The following is a 21,672-nucleotide window of genomic DNA, read 5'->3' as shown; positions in this document are numbered from 1 at the left end:
CGATATGCGGCAATAGCTGGGCTAACGGCTTGCAGAGAAATCGGCGTATGGTTAGGGCATTCGACCCATAAAACAAATAAAAGGGGCACTCGATGCCTGATAACCGCGCAGCTCTGTTTGAGCACCGACCCGCCGATCTTGAGGTCATCCTCCCAGGCCCTGATCAGAGCTTTCGGTGGTACGAGCACGACTATCCCTATGACCTTGCTCGCTGGAATCACCATCCCGAGTACGAGATCCACCTGATCCGACAAGGTAGCGGCAAGCTGTTGGCTGGCGACTACATCGGCCCCTTCACGGCTGGACATGTCGCATTGATCGGCCCTGGCCTGCCGCACGACTGGATGGGAGACGTGGCCCCAGGCGAGCTGATTGCAGGTCGTGATGTGGTTTTGCAGTTTGATGGCGCTGCCCTGCTCAACCTCCGTGGCTCTTTGCCTGAGCTATCAGAACTGAAAACGCTGTTCGAACTGGCCCAGCGTGGGATTGAGTTCGCCGGTGCAACGGCCAGAGACGCCGCTTTGCTGCTTGAAAGCATTGGTGAGGCTCAGGGGCTACACCGCCTGATCCAGTTCCTGGATCTTCTACGCACGCTCGCCAGAGCCCCCAAGCGTGACATCCGGGTATTGGCCAGCGCCTACTACTCGCCGTCACTGGACGCGCGCAGTTCCGAGCGGATCAATCAGGCTTTCGACTATCTGATCAACGAGCTCACGTCTGACCTTCGACTATCGGTTATCGCCGAGCGCGTTGGGATGAGTGAGGCTGGATTCTCACGCTTCTTCAAGCGAATTACGGGCCACGGATTCATCGATCTGATGCGCAAGCTACGTATTCAGCGCGCCTGCCGGCTTCTTGTCCAAACGCAGCTCTCGGTGGCGGAGATCTGCTTTGAGGTCGGCTACGAGAACGTCTCCAACTTCAACCGGCACTTCCGGCACGAAATGGATCAGACCCCCAGCGACTACCGGCGCACGACAGCCATGACACTCTTCAATCGCGATGGTGTTCACCAATCACTACCCGTCGCCCGGGTGCGGTGAGCAAGCGCTTCGATTTCTGCCACGCGTCAACGAATCCAATTAGAGAGAACGAATATGCAATTGCCGACCGTTGTGGTGTTTGGTGAGGCCCTGACCGATGTAGTTCAACACTCGCCCGGGCACTGGCAGGGTTATCCAGGTGGCGCACCTTGGAACGTGGCTCGGGCCATGAGCCGTCTGGGCGTACCTACGGCGTTCGCCGGTTCGATCAGTACAGATTCACTGGGCGACGAGCTTGCCGAGCAATCAAAGGCGGCGGGCTTGGACATGAGATTTCTTCAGCGTGTTGACGCCGATCCCTTGGTGGCGATCGTGCCCTCCAGCCACCCTCCCCGTTATTTCTTCGCGGGCGAAGCCGACCTGCATTTCGATGTGCAGCAACTCCCCGAGGGCTGGCTGGACAGCGTTGAGCTTTGCCATTTCAGCTGTATCAGCCTTGCCCGTCAGCCATTGGGTGATCGACTGGTTAAGGTGGCCAGGATGGTCAAGAAGAACGGAAAGATCGTCAGCTATGACCCCAATTGGCGGAACCTGATGGACAGCCGCTACCGCGAGGTGACGTTCCCCGCCATGGTGGGGCTTGCCGACATCATCAAGCTTTCCGATGAAGATCTGCGCCAGATCTATCCTGGGGTGGGTGAGGAAGAAGCGCTTGAGGAGCTGCGGGACATGAACGCCGCTGCGCAGATCCTGTTTACCCGCGGAGCTCAAGGCATGGTCTTTTATGCAGACAATGCCAAGGTTGAACAGGCTGCGATTGCCGTCCAGGTCGCAGACACGGTGGGTGCCGGCGACGCGAGCATGGCCGGATGGTTGGCCTCATCGTTCTTGGGTATTCAGGAATCCCGAGGTCGTCTGCAGTTTTCGGCAGCCTGCGCGTCGGTATCTTGCATGCATTCCGGGGCTTACGCGCCTAGTCGTGAAGAGGTGACAGCATTGTTGTCCGCTGGTGTGTGAGGAACTAGCCGTCCTTCGCTGAGGGGCAACTACCCGGCCGCGCCCTGCCGAGTTCATTAGACCATGGTCACGTATCAAGACTCTGGCTCGCTCACGAGGCAATGGCCGATACTATCGACCTCTTTTCAGACAGCTCAAAAGGACTTGGTGAACTATGTCATTGGATGTGGCCTACAGCATTGAGGCTGACGATTTTGTCGACCCTGATCGCGCCTACGATCTGTACTGGTCAGGTGTGATTACTAACAAGCGCGCATTCGTATGTCCGGCTGCTGACTGCTCCGCCCAAGTTACCTGCGCGAATCTGGACAAAGACGTCCAGAACATGAGGGTCGTCCCGCACTTCAAGGTCTACGGAGCTCATAGTGAAGCGTGTGGTATTGCAAACGGCGCCCCCGTAGAATTGGATCTCGAGCCCGCTGAGCTGGATGGGCAGGAACGGAGAACAGTTGACCAATCCATTGTCGACGTCTTCAAGCTCGAGCGACCTGCTTCCTACTATGACGAACACGCGGTTGAGCCTGGCGCGGACGTCCATATAGCGAAAAAGCGTGCGAGAAGCACCCGCCCCTACACCCCGAAGCTAGGGGAATCAGGCATAGTCGGGCCCATTTACTCGGTTCGATCTGTAGTCAGCAGATACATCCGATACCGATCCGATGAGACCCTTGAGTTCCGGCGGTTGAACATTGCCGGGCAGGACGTGCCTTACGCCAGCATCTTCAAATGCATCTGGGAGCAGGATCTGGACGACCTGCCTGACCACCCCATCATTTACTACGGCTGGGCGTATGTTGACCGCACGAAAGCCAATAATGGCTACCGAATCAAATTCAAAAAGAATTTCAAGCGAGGAGACGACAGCCTGATCACCTCATGCTTCGTCTCCGACGCGTTCATAGAAAACTACAAGCTCAAAAACCTGATGGCAGTGCGGCTTTCCAAGATCGCCGAGAAAGACAAGCCGACAGCGTTCGTGTTTCTCTACGGCCAGCCCGCAATCCGGACGTCGAATGAACGTGACTACGCAAACTTCGATCTGAAGAATCTCGACATGATCGATGTGAACTACGACTGCCCCCTACCACCTAGATACGATAAGTAGACAGTCTCACACTGCGGTAAGGGACGGCTCTGTAACGTTCTGCAAAGCCTGGCGAACCCCGGCTCGTTAGGTTTCAAGGCGATGGAGCCCATACGGGCAGCGTGGATGTACCAACCTTATCGATAACGATGGCCAGACTTTGTCGAGCTCGCGTCGACGCGACATAGAACGCCGCAGCAGCCGTGGCCTCTAAAGCTGTGCCCTTCTTGATAAAGCTTTCGATATTGGCAGTGGGTGCGAGCAATACTCGATCAAACGTCGCACCCTTCACCCCTTTGAAGTTCTGAAAGTCCAGATTGAGGTGCTTCGCAGAGCTGACCGAATGCCTTAGGCACTGCGGTCTAAATTGACCGACGTACTCATCGACATGCTGAGTATGGAGAAGGAACACGCCATCGTGCCCCGTCTCATCGAGGTTCTCCGAGGTGGTGCCAGGGAAGCCCCACGTGGCGTCGAAGATGGTATCGGAAAACGTCGCAATCTCGGCTCTGCATCTGTAGGTGATGGTCGCATAGGCAATGGTGAGTAACCCCTTAGCCTCTTTCTCTCTAAACCATTCAAGCGATGCGGCATATCCAAATTTCTTGTTCTTTTTGCCACGGGGGTTTGTAGACAAAACCGCCTGCCTGACATCTCCGACCATTCGCACGTCAATTTTAGAGCCGAGCAGTACCTCCAGAATTTCCCAGTCGAAGCTCGCAAGATCCTGGACTTCGTCGATCAAAATCTCGTCGTAAATACACTCAAGCCTGCGCAAAAGCGCAGGGGTCGCCTCCATGAGTTCAAAGGCAAGCTTGCCGAGTTCGCATGCGTACACCCGATTTCCGGAGTCCATAAACCTGCTTCGGCCCAGAGCGCGCTCGAATGGTCTGCCCTCGAAATCAAAGCCCTTGACCCTCTCCTTAGGGAATTTGAACCGTAGAAAGGGCTGGGCAAAATGACGAAGCAGAAAGGTGTACCAACCCATGACCTCCAATGTGCTGCTATCGCCCGCCTGGCTTGCTAAGCGCGAGCGGATTTCCTGCTGGTTCGTTTGTGTGAAAGTAAGCACCGCGATTTTACGATCAGTCGCTCTTCCGCAGTAATCGACAAGGCCCTGCGTCTTTCGTCCTCCAGCTACTGCGAGCGTCAAATGGTTAGGCATTCTGGATGAACTCCGCCGCTTCCTTCATGTAATTCGGGGCGGTTAGGGCTTTCGGGGACTCAGCGATGAGCAAAGCTCCCTCAGTCTTTTCTCGTGTCATCCAGGTCACAAGGTCGGCTTTTGGCGTGATCCCAAGCACATCCCGTAGATGAGGTTCACCGTTCGCTGTGATCAATTGCGGTTCGAGGGTGCGGCCATCAGTCACTTCGCCGATGAAGAGTTCTCGCTTCTTGCCGTCCAGCCACTTCGCGACTGGAACCCGAAGATCCGCCGGCTTAATGCCGTCGTTATCCCGCATCACAGCGACAGGCTTATCAACGGCAGCACAAAGCTCCAGACAGCGGGCCAGCGCAAGTCCCCGCATACTGATGACATCGACCCCGGCGGCCATGGGTGTTAACCGGTGAGCGTCGTTGAACACCCTTTCAAAAATGATTTCGTCAGACGGCCCTTCCACCAAGACAACCTTTTTAGCCAAAACGAGACGGAGCGTGTCGTAACCTGGCAGGCGCTGGAAGTACCGTACGGTGCCGGGATCAAGGGCAGTGATCTTCGAGGCATGATTCCGATTCAGCAGGTGCAGGGAATTGAGACCAAGCCGATTCAGCACGTATGTACTGTGCGTGGAAACAAACAACTGTTGGTCGTCAGATGCAAGCTTTTCTACACGGTCAAGAAGCGTCGACAGGCTGGTATGAGAGAGATGATTCTCTGGCTCTTCGATCATGACGATCTTCACTTTCGCTGAGTGACGCTTCATCGCGAGCGATATCTTGATCGCAGCTTGTTGACCCTGTCCTGCCATCGAGAAGGGAACGTTGTCTACGTGAGGCGTAATGACACTTTCCCAGGACGTGCGCGACGTCTGATCCATAGCCAATGCCATGGGCTCCGCCAACAAAGATGCACCCAATGTCGAGAACCTTGTATTCACTGTCGCCAGAGCACCCTCAGTCATCGACGCTTTCACCGTACGAAAGCCCAACGAGATCTCAGCTTTCTCGATGGTCTCCAAGTGATCGCTCAGAATCTGACGCAGGTGGTAGTCCACACCTGCTGAGGATTTGACTGTCCTAGAGTCGATTGTTGCGACGGACAGCACCCGCGGGCGCTTCGTTAGCTCCCGGTCAGCGAACGATCGCCATTCGCACGTGTAGTACTCAACGGGCAGCAGGGCATTGGGTGCCTTTAGCCAGTCATCCAGCATGTCCTGATACTCTTCGTTGGGGTAGATCCTCAAGAAGACGCCCGGGCATGCATGAGTTGGGACGGCTGTGTTCACGGCACCACATAGCACCTGCAATTCATCGTCATCGCGAAGGTATAGTTCGATCAGGATTTCGGGCAGTGCGGGTTTCTTGCCGGCGGTGCGTTGCGCTACAAACTCCTGAACGAGCTCAGTGTTGAACCAATGCGGGTTCAATTCTTCGAGAACGCTGCGGCCGCCGATCCGGCCGTTCAGGGCCAGCGAAACCGCCTCCATCAAGGTAGATTTACCCGCATCGTTTCCGCCCACCAAAATGTTCATTTTAGGGTTGGGGAGAAGGTTGAAGTCCTTGTAGATGCGGTACCCACGGATGTGAATTCTGGTGATCATGATCGTCATTCCCTTGGCGAAAAAGCAGTGGTGACTCGGTGTTGGATCTAATTTACCTCGATGCTATAGGCGAACTGCGAGGCATGGCGAAATAGGTTTAGCATGCGTAATGCTACAGACAGTTACGCGGGGCTCTTTCGCTAGGCATGGATTTCTGCGTCGACCCACTCGCCTGTCTGCAGCCTGCTGAAACCTTCACACGCTTCGGAATTGAGCTCCCCGCTCTTCATCAGGGGTGTCATGCGACGTAAGTAGCATGCTGGACTGGTACATGAACGCCTGAACTGATGGCGTTGCACCTTTCAGGATCACGGCGGTAGAGAACGCAACCACTGCGAAGACTGAAAACACCAATGATGCTCCAACAGCAATCTTTACTCCTATAGCAGTTTTCATGTTGATCTCGAAGGACATTGAGGAAGCACTGATTATCCCATGCACCGATCGTAAGAATGAGAGCTGTTGGAGTAATGGACTGTTTCTTCAGCACTATCAAACCATCTGTGGCTGGAGCGCTCGGATGAGACTCAAGATCTGACTGAGTCTGGCTAAGCTCCGAAATTGAATTGTCGCCACGGCCCCCGCTTACAGCCTCAATGGCTGAGGAGGAACCAGGGCACACGATCCGGAAAAATTAGCGAAGCGCAAAGCGCGCCGATTCTCGTTGTAGCATGGCGCAGCGATGTGTCGTTTTCCATTTGCGGGATGCACGCAGTCTTCCAACGCTCCACAACATCTGCCACCGCCCAAACCTTGTGGCCGATCTGGAAAACATGGTTTATCCCATTAGGAACGAATGGCTGGCTGAACTCTAGATAGCTTTGCGGGATGAAGATATTGAGGTGCACGTGATCGAGACTCAACAGGTTGTAATCCAATTCCTCTTCCAGCGAATGTCGCTCACTTATTAGAAAGACAAGCGCTAGTGTCTCAGAAGGCGAGTTACAAAAGGGTTTCAATGCAGCCGAGTCTTTATCAGCGCGTGCCTTGAGATACGCGCAGACGTTCTTCGCCGGCAGCAAGGGCCTGGCAAGCCGGCCTTCATGCTCCACGAGAGCGCTGATTAGCGTGCTCACGACCAGCTCGCCAAAGCCATTCAGGTCATCGGTATTGATGGCTGTAAGGAACGAGGCCCAGTACGGAGCTTCGTCTTCGCTCATGCCAGCACACACACTGGCGTAGTGCTCCATAAGAAAAACGCTGAGTTGCTCCAGTGCCTCCTTGAGTGGAGCGTCACTGATGCCGAGCTCCCGAGCCAGATGCACCGCTGCGCCGGCCCAACCCAATATCCGCGATATGCGCTGCGGAAGGTAGAACAGATCTGGAATGCCATGACGGCACAACGAGCTGGGGCTCTCTTGAAGTCTTTGGACGATGTCGCGGAGCAGATGCTCAACCTCCCCTACGATCTCGTGCGCGAGCCCCACTATGCAGTCGCGCGAGGTGTTGTCCTTGTCCGATGTACCAAGGAGCAGAGCTATGCAAGCAGCGCTTAGCTCCACCCGTGAGAAGCTATTAGCGTGACGCCCTGTGCTCTTCTCCAATGATTGCCAGATCCCGCCAATGAACGCCCCAACTGAGTTGGGTATGTCGGCCAATCGGTCTACAAACTTCGTGAGGACATGAAAAAGCTTCTCCGGAGTGAGCTCGTGCTCCGGGGCGAACATGAGCGCGTAGAGCTCGGCAGATTGACTGCTGATGGCCTGTCCAGCTTGGGATGCGGGTGATATCCCGGTGAGCCCTAGCAAAGAGGATGTTGGATTGTCAGTAGCATGCGGATTGCCAAACAGCGGCATATGACCGTAGAGGTTGACGCCCCATACGGACGGCATTTGCCCTCCTTGGGTCTGCTCTGCCACATATTGCGCTGCGGGTCGGCCGATATCCACCAGATCAAGCATTCTCGCCCGAGAACCCGTGTCGATCTCTCCAGCCAGCACTTTCAGCAATGCTAGAGTGCCATACCCACCACGACTGGTCTCACCCGCGTACTGATCAGCCGCAGACGATACAAAAAATGAAACTCCGAATGTCTTGGCTTTACCAATCACTTCGGGTTTTAGCAGGATGCCCAAATTGGAAACCATACCGCCTGCATTGCAGGCATCGATGATGACGTTACAGTGCGCTGCTTTGAGCTCGTTGAAAAACTCGAACAAACGACTGAGCGCAAACCCAGTGGTTGAAAGCCGATCGGCTCGAGTATCGCTCAGGCAAAGAAAGTAACTTTCATTGGCCTCTCCGCCGTGGCCTGCAAAAAAGAGCGTGAAACTCTCGATTTCATCGTACCTGTCTTGAATATCAAGCAGCGTAGCTTCCAGCTGATGCCGGGCCGGAGAGTCAAGCAAATAGGCGTCCGCCGGGTTGATATTGCTCAATGGCCCCGTGGAAAGCGCCGTACGGATAGCAAGCGCGTCGCGCTCGGCTCCAGACAGCTTATTGAGAGACTGATAATCGTCACAACCTATGCACAGCAAAACCTTGGACATCACTGCTCCCTGCTACGAAATTTGGATTTTCGCGTGGCTTCCTCTGATAACGCTTGGGCTGTTTTAAGCTTCGTGACCTCATCTACCCTCGCCAGCAGTTCAGGTTCGTGGAGCGAAGGATCAGAATGGAGACGATTGGCGAGGCTGGGGTGCATGCGAAACTCTGGAAGCGATATTTGCCCATCCCGATCCACCGAGTATTCGACTTGCTCAATGGCTTTGAGCATCTGCTCGCCCAAGCTCCCTACGGATCCTTCAATGACGTTGCCGCTCTCTTCGCACGTATCTGAAATCATCTGGTAAAACGCTTTGGAAAAGCTGTCCGCCATGCCGTTGGAAATCTCATTTACCGTGCGCTCAATGACGTCAAGCCGGCCTTCCATGATGTCCTCGAACCGCAACCTTGTTTCGTGCTCAATGGTCTGAATCTGGTCTACGCGATCTGGTGCGTAGCTGTGATGTGACTGCCACGATCCTCCGTGACTGAAGCGCTGGACTTCATCGCCACCACCCAGTTGTTTGCGCGTCTGATCCAGCCTTTCCCCTGTTGCTTTCATGAACGCTCTCATGACGAGCTCCGCCTGAGCATCAAACGGGAAAGGATGAGCTTTACCCTTCATGTCTCACTCCTAATTGATCAACCCAGGCCCGCTTTGCCAGATTATTTCGTACGGTCGCAAGAGATCCGCCGCGGCCTCTACCTCAGCCCAGTGCGACTGCTTGCTCGCCACTTCCACAAGCTCCTAAGATATTTTGGTACGGGATGGCCATAGTATGGCATCTATCGCCGAAGCGTCGTCCTTACTCCATAGGCCTGCACCGCCGGACTTTTGCAGGTGGATGACATGCGCCACACCGACAACCGATGGAATCCATGCCCAGGCTACTGACTGCAGTGGCAAAATGTTTAGGAGAAGCATTTGTGGAGACCCTCGCTGGTACGCCAGAAGAAACGCATCACGTCCGGCGATTGAACAGCCCTTAGCAACTTCACGAACTCTTTGTACCATTCAGCCGCTTTATGCAGACACCCATACATTCACTACCACTTCTCTGATCAGGATTTTCTGTGGCAACTCGTAATCGGTACGCTCGCTTTTTCAACAAAAAAACAAATGCGGCGGTACAAAGCCAGGCTTCCCTCCCAGCGCATTCCTCTTCGACGCTAACAAAAAGCGTGTCGTACTCAAGCCTGGCAGCCAACCTTTCCCAGGTGCTCATGTTGGCAGTCGTAGTGGTCGGCTACGTCTACACCGTTAGGCCAGTCTTCCAGAAAGAAGTCATTTCCGAAGATCTTGCCCGTCTACAAATTGATCAGCGCAAGCTTCAACAACAGATGGAGAAGCAAACAGATTCGCTGTTGGCCGGGGAAGCCAAAAACCGAGCGCTGGCTGACGAGAGGTCTTCCATTGAGGGCCAGATTCTTGCCCTAAACCAGAAAATTGCGGCGTCTGAAAAATCCGAGCGTGATGCCAAGACACGGGCTCAGAAAGCTGCTGCGGAGGCGATGACAGCGGAGTCCACTTTGGCCAGGCTTCAGAGTCAGCACTACAACCTGAAGCTTTCAAGCCTGTTAGGACAGCAGGAGTTGCCGAGCAGTCTGGGGCTCATGCTGCAACGAACCTGGCAGTCACTTTCGGTGGATATCTTCGATGAGAAGGCGCCAGACGCTGTCGCTCAAAAATTGAAATCTACCCAAGTACAGCCCCTTGACCTCGCCAATAGCACACTTAAGCAATTGGAGGCTTCAGCGGCTAAGCATTCTCGCGACCCTGGCGGCTCATCTGACGCACTTCTTGCACAAAATTATAAAAAGGGCATCACAGAACATGCCGCAGAATTGACCTGCCCTTCTCCACCATATGAGCAGTGGCAGGTCGCATTTCAATCAGCTTTAAGTCAGACGTCTCAACCCATAAAAACGTGCATCGATGAGGCCTTCAAACAACGGGCAATTCAAGAAGGTTGGAATCCCTCACAAGTCGAAAGCCTTCGAAAGTCGGACTTTTGGAAGCAACAGGAAGGCAGTTACCGAGTGTCCTGCGAGGTTTCACATGTCTACACCGTCAAGATTGCGTTTGATGATGCTTGGAAGGCCGCAGATGAACCCTGTGAGCAGCGGCGTATATCCGTCAACGATATCGTCATGGGCTCGCCTGTGGTGAAGAAGCTCAAAGCGTTGAGTATCCATTTACCCCCAACCCCTGACGAGCTCACCCGAAAGGTCAACGCACGGGCCGCTACAGCGACTGAAGGCGGCAGGTGATACGAGTGAGATCACGACTGGGCGTACTATTGCCCAGGCGCCCAAAGTGACTCTCGGGGAGCGACGGCCGAGTTGCGCTCAACCTTTCGCATATGCCCCTGCCCCCGCTTCCTCTGCTTTACCTCGACCATATCAGCGAAGGGTCACGCCCCAACGTCGCACCTGAGCTGCGCAGTTGAATACTCTCGATAAGAATCATTGCAATGTGCCATTATTGCGCCTTGCAGCTCTCCTGTAAGTCATCAGTGGGGCTACCCTAGCGCTTACTCAAGGAAGGATATGTTCGAAGTCATCATTCCTCGCTCATTTAGAAAAATGCTGCGAGACCTAAGCAAAGCTGATCGGAAAGGCAAGAATGCAGCAGAGCGCGCTGAGGCTGCCTGCACACAAGCAACTCTTCACGGCGAAATCCGGCATGAGCGAACCCATCACGGCGAATCGCGGCTTGACTGTGAAAAATACGATCTCGGTGATGGCTACCGTCTAGTCCTTCAGCGGAACACTGTAAACTCCAAAGATTACCTAATCATGCTTTTCGTTGGTTCTCATGCAGAATCAGATACTTGGCTGGCTATGCACCGGGGTTATAAATGGGTGCGTAAGGACTCTGACGGAAAAATCGATTTCATCCAGGTTTCGAGTGCCGAAGAGCCACGTATGCCTCCCGTCATCAACCTATCGATCGACACCCCCGAGCACGTCTTAGACGAGCCGCTGCTGGCAGAATTCGGGGTAGACGATTTCAAAGGTTCCAGATTAGGAGTTGAAACTATTCAGCTACTCCTAGGGATCACGAAAGCTGATTGGGGAGAGTCTTCAGATAGCATACTCACGAAAATCGAGGATCAGGCTGATGTAGAGTCTGCGTTACTTGCGCTCGATTTACTGACTATGGCCGACCACAATGACGTCGAAGGTGCACGGCAGAGGTTGCGTTTCGACGCCCGTCAGGCTCATGAAGCAACTGAGTCGGAGCTCCTAGAGGCAGTCAGTTCGCCAGTTAACGCTGAAACCTTTTACACGTGGAAAGAAGAAGAAGGGATGCCTGACCCTTCTAATCGTGAAGAGTGGATGCTTTACCTCCACCCTGAACAAAGGAAGATCGCTCACGCTGACTTTGCTGGCCCGTCGCGCTTACGGGGTGTTTCCGGCAGTGGAAAGACTTGCGTGCTGGTGCACCGTGCTCAGTTTTTGGCCAAGAAATATCAAGAGCCCGTGCTGGTCGTGACCCTAACTGAAAGCATGCGCAAACTCCTGACATCTCTCGTTGCTGCATTATGCGGCCCAGAGCGGGCGCTGATTCACATTACGACGATCCAGCGGTACGCCCGTGAGGTTGTGCAGGAGCTAAGCCCAGCGTCTACGCGTAGGCCGGTTGAATCCTATGCCGATGATGCAATGTTTGCAGCGGTCAAGGCAGTACCTGAATTCGCCGATGGAACCCACGGCCTCGGACGACTCCCTCATGATATTAAACACTTCCTCAGGGAGGAACTGAGCTACATCCGAACTCGCCTGCTACCGTCACAATATTCGACCTACACAACTTCATCGTTCCGGCGCGTTGGCCGAGGCAAAGCTTTGGGCGAAACAGCCCGTAAGCAGGTAATGCAAGGCCTTGAAGCTTACGAGCTTTACATTACTCAGTGCGGGTCTCCAGATTTCGAGGGAATTGTCCAAGAAGCAGTGGTTTTAATGGACGCGGTTGGGGACAAGAGCAAAACGCGGTGGAGGTCTGTGTTGGCTGACGAGGTTCAAGATCTGAGCCAGAACGAAATCCAAATGCTCTCGCTGATCAGAACTCCTGCTGGTGAACCGCTCAAGACGGCACCTGATGGCCTGTTCCTTGTGGGTGATGGCGCGCAAACCATCTACAAGAGAGGTTTTTCGCTGAAGACACTGGGCATTAATCTCTATCGCGCTAGCGTATTCAAGAAAAACTATCGGAACACCAAAGAGATCCTCCAGGCTGCCTATGCCTTAATCATCAACTACGAGTTTTCTGACATTGATGAAGACTCGCAGCAAAAGCCGCTCGCACCCGACTTTGCAATTCGTCGAGGAGAGAGGCCAGGCCTCGTTCGATGTAAATCAAAAGCCGATGAGCTCGAATATGTCATGTCAGCGATAGCAAAGATCAAAGAAATTCACGGCGAGACGTCACTGAACGATGTTTGCTTAATCTCTAGGTCCAAAGGATTCCGAAACGAAGCAATTCGAGCCATGCGGGCTGCTGGAATACCATGCATTGATGTTAAGGAAAACTTCTCTATCGACTCACCTGGAGTCCGGGTCTCTACCGTGGAAAGCGCGAAAGGTTTTGAATTTGGTATTGTATTCCTCGCCAATGTTGCTGAGCTCATATCAATTCGCCCCCAACAACCGACTGACTCTGGAGACGTCGCAAAACTGTATGTCGCAATGACCCGAGCAAGGGATCTACTGCATGTCAGTTATGTTTCCAACAATGAATGGTCGCCAGTCGAAGCCCTACATACCATCGCACCTTGGTGTGAAGTGCTCAAATTTGAAGATGGTACGGTGTCGACGTTGGCCGAACACGCTTGAAGCCACTGGAGTTAAGGCATCTGTAAAACAGGCCTTTTTAGGCCTGTTGGACTGCCTGGAGGCCGCGCAGTACATGCCGTGATGATTCGTATGGATGCTAAAAATCAGATTTTCAATGAGTTGTTATGGCCCGAAATTGAGTCCAATCCAACACTGTTGGCCCGTCCTCTCACATAGACTTGACCGACACCACTTCGATATATCGGTATTTCTTTCTGGCGACCTTCACTGCTTCTTGCTCTGCCAATAGCTTGCTGAGCGTGTCGGCTTCGTGGATCAGCTCAAATGTTTTGCCTTCAAACTCATTGCCGACACGGAGGGTTACCTGCAGCCGGGGTGTGAAAGCCTTCGCGGCATTCTTCTTTGCCGCAGGCGGTGATGGCTTCACGAATCCCACTTCGGGAACCGGCTCCTGCTCGGGTGGCACAGCCACATTTGGTAAAGGCTCAGTGTCGCCAAAAAGCGCTCTGCGCATCTCTGCTTCAGTTAGATCTGGATTCATGCGATATCTCGAGGGACGGTCTGGTCAGGTCGGTCGAGTTTACTAGGGTTGCTAACCGCTGTTATCCCCCGATTTTCCAAAGGGCTTTGGTGGATGCGTAATTGCATGGACTTGACCATCCATTTGCATTCGACCTGACCAGTTGTTTGCATCGGATCTAACCAGCGTACTGGGTGCGCCTTGACCGGCAGGAATCGACCCATAGCGGACACTCACGGATGACAGCCCTTGGCCGACTGCGGCCCTTCTTGCACAGGGTCATGCAAACCTCCATCGACGGAGATATCAGAAAGACCTGCCCTGGCAAAGCAATAAATGCGTAAAACTAGGTTATTGGTGGACTTGGCCGAATCCCAAAGGATGTAGCTCAAAATAGAGGCAACCAAAGCTGCGCTGAAGCAAGCGGCGATCTTTGCCCGAGTATGTGTTCAGCTTGTCAGCCAACATCACTGAAAGCCCAACCTACAATTACCCCGACAATCAGTACCGCGAGCAATTTAATGCGATCACGAAGCTTACGCCGCTGCTTGTTAACGCGTTCCTGAGGGAGCTCGACGTGGTTGTCGAAGCCGGTGTGCAAGACCGCGTCGTTTTCCAGAATCAACGCGTAACGGTTTTGCGCTGCATAAATGCCCGCCAGCTTCTTTTCGCCGCTGTGTGCGGCATAGGGAGCATGTTCTTTATAGTCAGCCAGGCGCCGCAGGCCAGGATTGAATGAAAAACCCTGCCACTCGGGCTTGTGCGAGCCCAGCTTGTAGAAGGCGATGCCCTGCAAAACCTCCCGGGCATTGAGGAATAAGTAGGGGCTGTGCACCCGAAGATCATGGTTGTAGCTGCGCAGCCAGACTTGCAATGCCTGACGGTCGTTTTCCAGCAGAGTCATGGATTCTTCGACAAAACTTGGGCGGTAAAAATCCCAGTCGTCCTCGCAGTGGAACACCCATGACGTTTCGATCAGTGCATAAGCGGCATCCACCGAGCGCATTTGTCCGAGTTTCGGGTTGTTGATGATGAAGCGGGTGAATGGGCGCCAGTGCTCGGGGATGCAAGCTTCAACCTGGGCCTCCCCGGAGTCTTCGGTGATCAGCACGGTGCGAATCGGTGCGGAGTTGAACTGGTCAAACGTTTCAAGCGTGCGCGTCAGCAGATCGAACCGTCCGCAACTGGTGACCACCAGCGTTATATCGCTACTTTCGCTAAACTGCATCATGTGTACTCAATAATTGAAATTTCAAAAGCGATTACAGCCCCAACCGAGACATCAAGCGAATCCGGTTCAGGGTATGGCAATACTCTTCTACGGCGGGCAAGCCAAAGGCGAGCGGTGCGCGTGTCATCGCGTCTGCCTCCGGTAAGCATGAGAGGCTGCTTTGCGACTCGCGGCTCTATGTGAACTCTAAGGTTCGTTTGGTCGGGTTGCTCGCCCTGCTTGCCTCCGATCGCTAGCCATCTGCGCGCCGTCCGGCAGGACGGTTTGTCCCTCCTTCCGTACGCGTGATTCTGAGCTCCGTGACTGCAATGCCCAGAATGATTAGCGCCGCCCCTGCGAGTCTTTCAGGGGGTAAACGATCTCCAGCGAGAAAATAACCAAAAGCCCCACTAAACACAGGTTCGCAAATAAGTATCAGGGCGACCTTTTCAGGGGAAAGCACAGCCTGAGCTCGATTTTGAATGGCGTAAGCCAAGGCAGTAGCGAACAGCGCTAGCGAAAGGATGGTAACTGTCGTAGGGAGCGCCCTGGGAATAGAAAACTGGTTACCAGCCAAGCTCCATATCAAAGAAAGCGAGCCAACCAGCCCTAGCTGGATTGAAGTTGATGCCATGGAATTGGCAGGTGTTGCGAACGTTGAGACAATAACGATGTGTAATGCGAAGCATGCAGCACACCCCAAAATCAATAGATCACCGTAGTGCAGCGCGAATCCGTCAAGGCTCAGTAAAGCGAGCCCAAATACGGCAATCACTGTTCCTGCTGCCTGTTTAGGACTTGGGCGTCCTCTTCCTATGAGATAAACAAACAATGGAGTGAAAACTGTGCACAAGCCGGTGATGAACCCGGCATTGGAGGGGGTTGTGAGGGCTGTCCCTGAGGTCTGCAATGAGAACGCAGCAAAGAGGACTATTCCAGCAAATACTGCACTCACCCAGTCACGCGGTTTCAGATGTCGAAATGAGCGGATTGAAAATGGAAGAAGCGCTAGAGCCGCTAAGGTGAACATCCATGCGTTCAGCGTGGATGGAGCCATGATTGCCAACGTTTCGTGCTTAGCTACAAAGCTCCAGCCCCAGACAGCGGTGACCAGTAAAAGCGCGATAGACCATAGGGTTCGGTATGGCATAGCTGTCCCCAAGGAAGACATTTATACCGAATGCCTTACCAAGAACGTTATGTCAGCGGTACCCAGAGAGACCTACGATAATTTAGTTAGAAAGCATTGGCAACCATGAACGCCATGACTGGCGAGCTAACTCGGAGCCTAAAATCTCTACGAAGGGGATCAACAAGCATCGCCTTGCCAATGAGCATTTGCAGATCCTTTTTGTAGACTTACCGTTCACACGTTACCGAGGCGTAGCGAGATCCCCCGCCTATCCTTTCAAGCGTATTTGCCTGAGCAGTGCGAGGTGATTTCGGCAGACGCTTACGGTGCGTAGACATCCATATAGCTTGTAGCGAAGTGGTATAGAACAAGTGAAGGCGCCGAGTACGCCGGTGAGGAAGATGCTCGCTGGATATTTCTTCTACAAGGATTGAGTGCTACTTCTACGCTGGGCGCTTATGGAGTGGGAAAGTCTCAATGCGAGAGAATCTCCGCCCCCTCCAGCGCGGCAGCAGGGTAATCTAGGGAGATGAAAGGTGATCGCCACCTGAGCCCCGAGATGACGACCACCTGCCAGGCCCAGCGCTATTTGTATGATGCGAACTTGGCGCTGCAGAGGACGAGGATCAGTAACGCAGAGGTGAACAGCAAAGAGAAGCTTAGGGACGTAGCATGAGCGATAAATCCAATTGCAGCCGGGCCCATCAGTATGCCTAGGTAGCCGATCGCATTGATGATTGCCAGAGCTTGAGCGACGGGCATAACAGTCTGATGCCCGGCCTTGGAGCAAAATATCGGAACGAGATTCGAGATCCCTAATCCGACGAGTACGAACCCCAAAACCGAAACTATCCAATGGTCGATGCCCACCGCCAACGCCATGCCTCCCATCGCCAATACACTTCCTGCCAGTAGCACTGCTCGCGATCCGAGCTTGCTTACGATCCAATCGCCTGACAGTCTCCCTACTGCCATGGTCACGGAAAACGCGGCGTAACCGATGCCCGCAATATTAGGCTCCATGTCCCGATTCGAAGTGAGATAGACGGCACTCCAATCGAGCATTGAACCTTCAACCAGAAAAGCGATGAAGCACAGCGCCCCCAGCAGCAACACCAGCTTGGTTGGCTTCTTTTTGGCCGGCGCTCCCTCCAGCTCCGCGAACGGGAGCATGTGACGACCAAAAGACAAGAGCGCCGCGCCCAATCCAAGAGCCAAAATAACGATTGACTGGACGGGATTGAGGCCAAGCCAAAGCAGCAAGCTTATCGTGCCCGCGCTGAAAATATTTCCGACGCTGAACAGCCCATGAAAGCCAGACATCATCTGCTTGCCGTGGTGGCGCTCAACAAGCGAGCCTTGAAGGTTCATGTTTACATCGGCTGTAGCGATGGCGGCCCCAAACAGAAGCAGAAAAGCCAAGAGCATCCAATATGAAGTGGCTGTTGCCAGGCCAACCAAGCCAATAGCGGTAAAAGCGCTTACAAGATAGACAGTACTTCTGCAGCCAACTCGGTTTGCTAAACGGGCCACAAACGGCATCATGCACATTGCTCCCGTCCCAAGGCCCAGAAGCAGCAGACCAAGTTCCGCCTCACCTATCTGCGCCCTTTCCTTAGCAAATGGAACCAAAGGTGCCCATGCGCCCATGCCACATCCGGCCAGGAAGAATGCATATCTGGAAGCAGGTAGCGTATTAGAGGTAAAAAAAGCTTGTTCCGTACTATTCATCTAATAAAGCCTGTTGTTAGCAAACGCACACCGTGCCTGTAACATATGTCGCAGACCGATAATAAGAATTTTGCTGACGCATCCGATCTTGAGAGCTATGCCCATTTCTCAGGGATGTAGCGCTCGACAGTGAAGACGCCCGGTGAGTAGCCGAATTTTTCTCCGGAATCTTAGCCGATACGAGTCAGCGCGCAGCCTCCCTGTGCCAAGAGAGATCACCTGTCCCCACGACCAGTAGCATTGATGGGTTCTGACCTAGCAAGGTCTTCATCTTGCGCTGTGGCGTTGAACTGAGCGCATAGTGCCTTCGTCTTCTACCTCAAACTAATAAGAGATTCGTCGAAATTTGCGTCATACAAAAAACCATCAACAACACCGGTCAATTTGTTCATCCGAAAATTTCCTATGCAGCAGCTATTAGGCTCGGTCTCATGCTGAGCACTAGAAACCGTACAGATGTACGGTTTCTATCCTACTGTGAGCGCTAATCAAGGTCAATGAAATCGTACAGTTGTACGATTTTACGTCCTATGCTAATGTCAGCTGGCTGAGATAGGAGCATGCATGACGAACGAGAAACGGAAGACTTGGCGGCAAGACCCTCATCGTAGGGAGCATATCCTCAACGCAACCCTAGACTGCATCGAGCTGCACGGGGTTGCATGCACAACGTACCGAAAAATTTCCGAACTGTCGGGCGTGCCTCTCGGTTCACTTACACACTATTTTCCGAGCATGCAGGAGCTGCTGCTAGAGGCATTTCAGCTGTTGGCTCAATGCGTATCTACTCGATTTGCAGCAGCAATTCGAAAAGCAAAGACTAAAGAAGACGCTTGCCATGCGATAGTGGATGTAATCTTTGAAAGATCCACATTCGGCACTAGAACGATCCAACTGACTTGCGAACTCTATATTTTTGCGGGCCGTAACCCTGTCATGAAGAATGTTATGAGAGACTGGATGCTCGAAATCAGAGTTTCACTCGAACTCTATTTCTCCCCTTTGTCAGCAGTCGCGCTAGACGCTTTGATTGAAGGAATCATCCTTCATCGATCAGTAATCCCCATTGCTCGTGAAGACGCTTATAAAATGATAGTTAGGCTATCCGAGTTGTAACATTTAGTGGTGGTGGACGGAAAAAGAAGGCGTTATCTAGCCCGGATATCTATGCCTATACGGAATAGGGTAGCTGTAGTCACATCGGTCTTCAATGATGAGACGAACATGATGGCCTCCGGGTGCCATGCCTATACATGGGCACCTGCTGAGACCGATGGTATTTCAATCAGAACGGAAACCAAGTCGAATGGCCGCTTTTGGCCGATTACTGCCGGTCAAGACGCGTCCAGTGAGCTGGGCAGATCCGAGGCAATTAACTGGGCAAGTCGAATGCAAATGGCTGGTCAGTTGCGATGCAAACGGGTGGGCAAGTGGAATGCAATTCTCCAGGTGGACTCATACTGTCCGTATAGCCGAGGTGGATAAGGTAAGCAGCCGCGGGAGGCCGGTGCGATCCATGCCTAGGTCAGTGCCAGCAGACGACGGGATCCATAGCACCGTTCTCGTGCGAACGATGCGCGACAACATAGACACCGTCAGCTGCGATGACGAGCTCGTAATCCTCTACCCAGGCACGGTCTTCGATGACGCCGGTCTGAATAGGAGATCCGTCGCGCAAGCCGCCGCTTAGATCGCAAAACAGCATACCCGTCACCCTTCCCCGTCGCTCCAAGGCACACAGCAGGTACCCTGCAATCCCTTCAGGATCGACAGCTGATCGTGCTTTTGCAATGGCGTCGGGTAGCTTGTTGAACCAGAATTCGCTCATTTGAATAGGCTTGTGTCTAGGTGTTCGGCTTAGAGCGCGAAGCGCTCACTCATAGCAGGAGTTGAGTGTCTGATCGTAGACTCCATACGTTTGACGCGAGGCCGGCAAGTTTGATTCTCATCCTGCGCAACCTCTCACCTTGCCGGGGCGAAGTCACCGGGAGCGCTTGGGCTGGTGCATACCGACGAGCCTCACCCCTTTTTCCAATAAATCGTCGAGAATTTCGTCGCGGGACTGCCTCGACTGACTCGCCAAATCAACCAAGGCTGCACAGGCTTTTGATGCAATCGTTCGTGCCTGAACGCGCTGCGCGGTGGGTATTTTGTTCATGCCCCCACGGCCATGAATGAACGCGCTCCTAACGTTGAAAAGCACGTCATAGACGTCAGCAGCACCGGCATCATTCAGGGCCGCGGCTAAACGCCTAGCGACCCTCTTGGTGGCACTTATTTTTGGGAAATTGCGACGGTTGTTGAAATCATGGTCATCTTGCAACCCCAGGGCCGCCTCGACGGTGGTCAAGTGGGCCATGAACTCGTCGATGCCATCCGACAGAAATCCTCGAACCAGAAAATGCATGACCGGAGTTTCGAACAGCTCAGAGTCCAAGGCAGACTGGAAGGCTTGCCAGTGGGCATCTCCTAGGCCCGCAAGGAATTCGGTGGCGGCATCAGTAAGCCTTAGCTCTACCGGTCTCTGAATCTCCTCAGGCTCTCCCCATTGATCCTGGTAAATATACGGTTCCCAAGACAGGCTGTCTGGGCTTCGCGGGATTGATGGCGCGACAAATAAGTCATCGTCTAGCTGATAAATCCAAGGGATCCGAAAACCTCGCCAATCGACCTCGGGCATCATCGCCCACTCCTCCCACCGCGCGAGCAGCAAGAAAAAAAGCGCTTTCTCTACAGCAGCTGGGAAACGGCTTTTATGAGGATCAATCTCACCGAAGTCTCTACTCATCATCATCGAGAAGGCAGGCACAGCTCGATCACCAGCATCCTTTCCCGTCGCTACAATCTCTTCAACTATGAGCCAGTGAAATTGAGAGAAACCCTCGAAATTGAGATCCTGATTGGGATAGTACCTGGCGAGTCGCGACCTATCGAAGAGCACCTCTAGCTCCGCAGCAGTGAGCACCGCGACCCTAGCATTTCCGAAAGTCATTGGTGGAATCTGCTCAGCCAAGTCGAGCGGGCACAGGTAACGACGTCGTATCGTCTTCTGGGTGAACGCAGCTTCAAGCATGCTCGAGGCGAGGGTTGGGTCAAACGAGCTGGACTGCCTTGACGATGGAGACAAGCACGCCAGGCCCAACGATTTCAGCGCATGATCCAAGGCGAATGTGAGCCCGAACGTTCCCTTACCTTGCTGATACTTGGCCGCACACGCCTTTCGCAACTCATCGAAGGCGGGTTCCTTCCATAGCCCGTCAGGCCCAAGCTGCTGGAGCTCCCATAGCCTCTTTAAAGCATCGAGAATATCCGTATTCATATTGACCTCACTGGGACGTCTTCCTTTGAGTATCGCTTTCTTATCCTTTAAAGCAGGAGCTCTATGGGGGCCACACGGGCATCTCGTCCTTCGATTCTTAAACGCCGCATGAAGGCAATTGAGTTAAGGTGCCCAAGATCTAGAGGGAACCTGATTCAGAAGCTCGATCGAGACAGACTTTCTGAAGCCCTGGCCCACGAGCACAAAAATCGTGTCACTGGTTTCAAAGATGCCCCGGCCATCGTAGCTGGTCGCGTAGCCGGTCTTGATGCGCTCGTTGTTCTCATAATCTCCGGAACTGTGAAGCAGCACACTATGGGTGAACAAGACAATGGGTAACCGTCCTATGGCAGCCAACTGGTCGGCATCCACATCGAGTACATCAATAATGACCCAAGCAACCGCAGCACAGTATGCTTTACCCGTTTCTGCGACACGTGTCTTGATAAGCTCGGCTTCCGCTTCGGACGCCCCAGACAGAGGCTCGCCGTCGAGCGCGATGGCCTCCGCAATATGTAGTCGATGCATCAATCCTCCAATCCCTGTGGTACCTCGTGCGTATAGAGGTGTCCAAAATACTGTTCCACGGCGCCGGCCGGCTGGACGAGCACATAGCAGCTGCCCGTGAAC

General features: G+C 53.5%; 17 protein-coding genes. 6 read left to right on the top strand and 11 right to left on the bottom strand.

Going from position 1 to position 21,672, the window contains the following annotated elements; translation table 11 throughout:
• The first annotated feature begins 92 nt into the window (after positions 1–92).
• The 3 genes from CXQ82_RS15495 (at position 93) to CXQ82_RS15485 (ending at position 3,105) form a co-directional block, all read left to right on the top strand.
• Positions 93–1,043, top strand: coding sequence for an AraC family transcriptional regulator (locus tag CXQ82_RS15495; RefSeq protein ID WP_101270457.1), 951 nt, complete (start codon positions 93–95; stop codon positions 1,041–1,043).
• 54 nt (positions 1,044–1,097) lie between these two features.
• Positions 1,098–2,000, top strand: a complete 903-nt coding sequence (locus CXQ82_RS15490; protein WP_101270455.1) for a carbohydrate kinase — start codon at positions 1,098–1,100, stop codon at positions 1,998–2,000.
• Positions 2,001–2,154: 154 nt separating this feature from the next.
• Complete coding sequence (locus tag CXQ82_RS15485; protein ID WP_101270453.1) at positions 2,155–3,105, top strand: hypothetical protein; 951 nt, start codon at positions 2,155–2,157, stop codon at positions 3,103–3,105.
• A gap of 73 nt (positions 3,106–3,178) precedes the next feature.
• Here CXQ82_RS15485 and CXQ82_RS15480 read toward each other — a convergent pair whose 3' ends face one another.
• The 4 genes from CXQ82_RS15480 to CXQ82_RS15465 all read right to left on the bottom strand — a co-directional run bounded on the left by CXQ82_RS15480 (position 3,179) and on the right by CXQ82_RS15465 (position 8,955).
• Complete coding sequence (locus CXQ82_RS15480) at positions 3,179–4,249, bottom strand: UvrD-helicase domain-containing protein (protein ID WP_101270451.1); 1,071 nt, start codon at positions 4,247–4,249, stop codon at positions 3,179–3,181.
• Positions 4,242–5,846 (bottom strand): ATP-dependent endonuclease, encoded by a 1,605-nt coding sequence (locus tag CXQ82_RS15475; RefSeq protein ID WP_101270449.1) that lies wholly within the window; start codon positions 5,844–5,846, stop codon positions 4,242–4,244. Before CXQ82_RS15475 ends, CXQ82_RS15480 begins: the two co-directional genes overlap by 8 nt.
• 593 nt (positions 5,847–6,439) lie before the next feature.
• Entirely contained in the window at positions 6,440–8,335 is a 1,896-nt protein-coding gene (locus CXQ82_RS15470) for a caspase family protein (protein ID WP_101270447.1), read from the bottom strand.
• Positions 8,335–8,955 (bottom strand): hypothetical protein, encoded by a 621-nt coding sequence (locus CXQ82_RS15465; RefSeq protein WP_101270445.1) that lies wholly within the window; start codon positions 8,953–8,955, stop codon positions 8,335–8,337. The genes CXQ82_RS15470 and CXQ82_RS15465 overlap by 1 nt, the downstream gene beginning before the upstream one ends.
• Positions 8,956–9,404: 449 nt before the next feature.
• Between CXQ82_RS15465 and CXQ82_RS15460 the strand changes: the two genes are divergently transcribed.
• Together CXQ82_RS15460 and CXQ82_RS15455 are read left to right on the top strand one after the other, a co-directional pair.
• A complete protein-coding gene (locus CXQ82_RS15460) occupies positions 9,405–10,601 on the top strand; it encodes a hypothetical protein (RefSeq protein WP_256581808.1) in 1,197 nt (398 codons plus the stop codon).
• A 279-nt stretch (positions 10,602–10,880) separates the two neighbouring features.
• Positions 10,881–13,169: a 3'-5' exonuclease gene (locus CXQ82_RS15455; protein WP_101270441.1), complete on the top strand. Its 2,289-nt coding sequence runs from the start codon at positions 10,881–10,883 to the stop codon at positions 13,167–13,169.
• A gap of 169 nt (positions 13,170–13,338) precedes the next feature.
• Here the strand turns inward: CXQ82_RS15455 and CXQ82_RS15450 are convergent, their stop codons facing one another.
• The 4 genes from CXQ82_RS15450 to CXQ82_RS15435 all read right to left on the bottom strand — a co-directional run bounded on the left by CXQ82_RS15450 (position 13,339) and on the right by CXQ82_RS15435 (position 17,723).
• Positions 13,339–13,671, bottom strand: coding sequence for a hypothetical protein (locus CXQ82_RS15450; RefSeq protein WP_101270439.1), 333 nt, complete (start codon positions 13,669–13,671; stop codon positions 13,339–13,341).
• Positions 13,672–14,107: 436 nt separating this feature from the next.
• Positions 14,108–14,881 carry a hypothetical protein gene (locus CXQ82_RS15445; protein ID WP_101270437.1) on the bottom strand — a complete coding sequence of 258 codons (774 nt, stop codon included), beginning with the start codon at positions 14,879–14,881 and terminating at the stop codon, positions 14,108–14,110.
• 232 nt (positions 14,882–15,113) lie between these two features.
• Positions 15,114–16,010, bottom strand: coding sequence for a DMT family transporter (locus tag CXQ82_RS15440; protein ID WP_101273800.1), 897 nt, complete (start codon positions 16,008–16,010; stop codon positions 15,114–15,116).
• 567 nt (positions 16,011–16,577) lie between these two features.
• The gene (locus tag CXQ82_RS15435; RefSeq protein WP_101270434.1) at positions 16,578–17,723 is read right to left on the bottom strand and encodes an MFS transporter; all 1,146 of its coding nucleotides are present in this window, start codon (positions 17,721–17,723) and stop codon (positions 16,578–16,580) included.
• A gap of 564 nt (positions 17,724–18,287) precedes the next feature.
• Here CXQ82_RS15435 and CXQ82_RS15430 point away from each other — a divergent pair.
• Positions 18,288–18,839: a TetR/AcrR family transcriptional regulator gene (locus tag CXQ82_RS15430; protein ID WP_101270432.1), complete on the top strand. Its 552-nt coding sequence runs from the start codon at positions 18,288–18,290 to the stop codon at positions 18,837–18,839.
• 409 nt (positions 18,840–19,248) lie between these two features.
• On the opposite strand, the gene CXQ82_RS15425 is transcribed toward CXQ82_RS15430, so the two are convergent.
• The 3 genes from CXQ82_RS15425 to CXQ82_RS15415 all read right to left on the bottom strand — a co-directional run bounded on the left by CXQ82_RS15425 (position 19,249) and on the right by CXQ82_RS15415 (position 21,570).
• Entirely contained in the window at positions 19,249–19,551 is a 303-nt protein-coding gene (locus CXQ82_RS15425; protein WP_101270430.1) for a hypothetical protein, read from the bottom strand.
• 153 nt (positions 19,552–19,704) lie between these two features.
• Positions 19,705–21,042 (bottom strand): hypothetical protein, encoded by a 1,338-nt coding sequence (locus CXQ82_RS15420; RefSeq protein ID WP_101270428.1) that lies wholly within the window; start codon positions 21,040–21,042, stop codon positions 19,705–19,707.
• Between the two features lie 123 nt (positions 21,043–21,165).
• The gene (locus CXQ82_RS15415) at positions 21,166–21,570 is read right to left on the bottom strand and encodes a hypothetical protein (RefSeq protein WP_101270426.1); all 405 of its coding nucleotides are present in this window, start codon (positions 21,568–21,570) and stop codon (positions 21,166–21,168) included.
• Positions 21,571–21,672: the final 102 nt, after the last annotated feature.

Source organism: Pseudomonas sp. S09G 359 (genome assembly GCF_002843605.1).
Classification (GTDB): Bacteria; Pseudomonadota; Gammaproteobacteria; order Pseudomonadales; family Pseudomonadaceae; genus Aquipseudomonas.
This window is presented reverse-complemented; position numbering and strand designations above follow the sequence as displayed.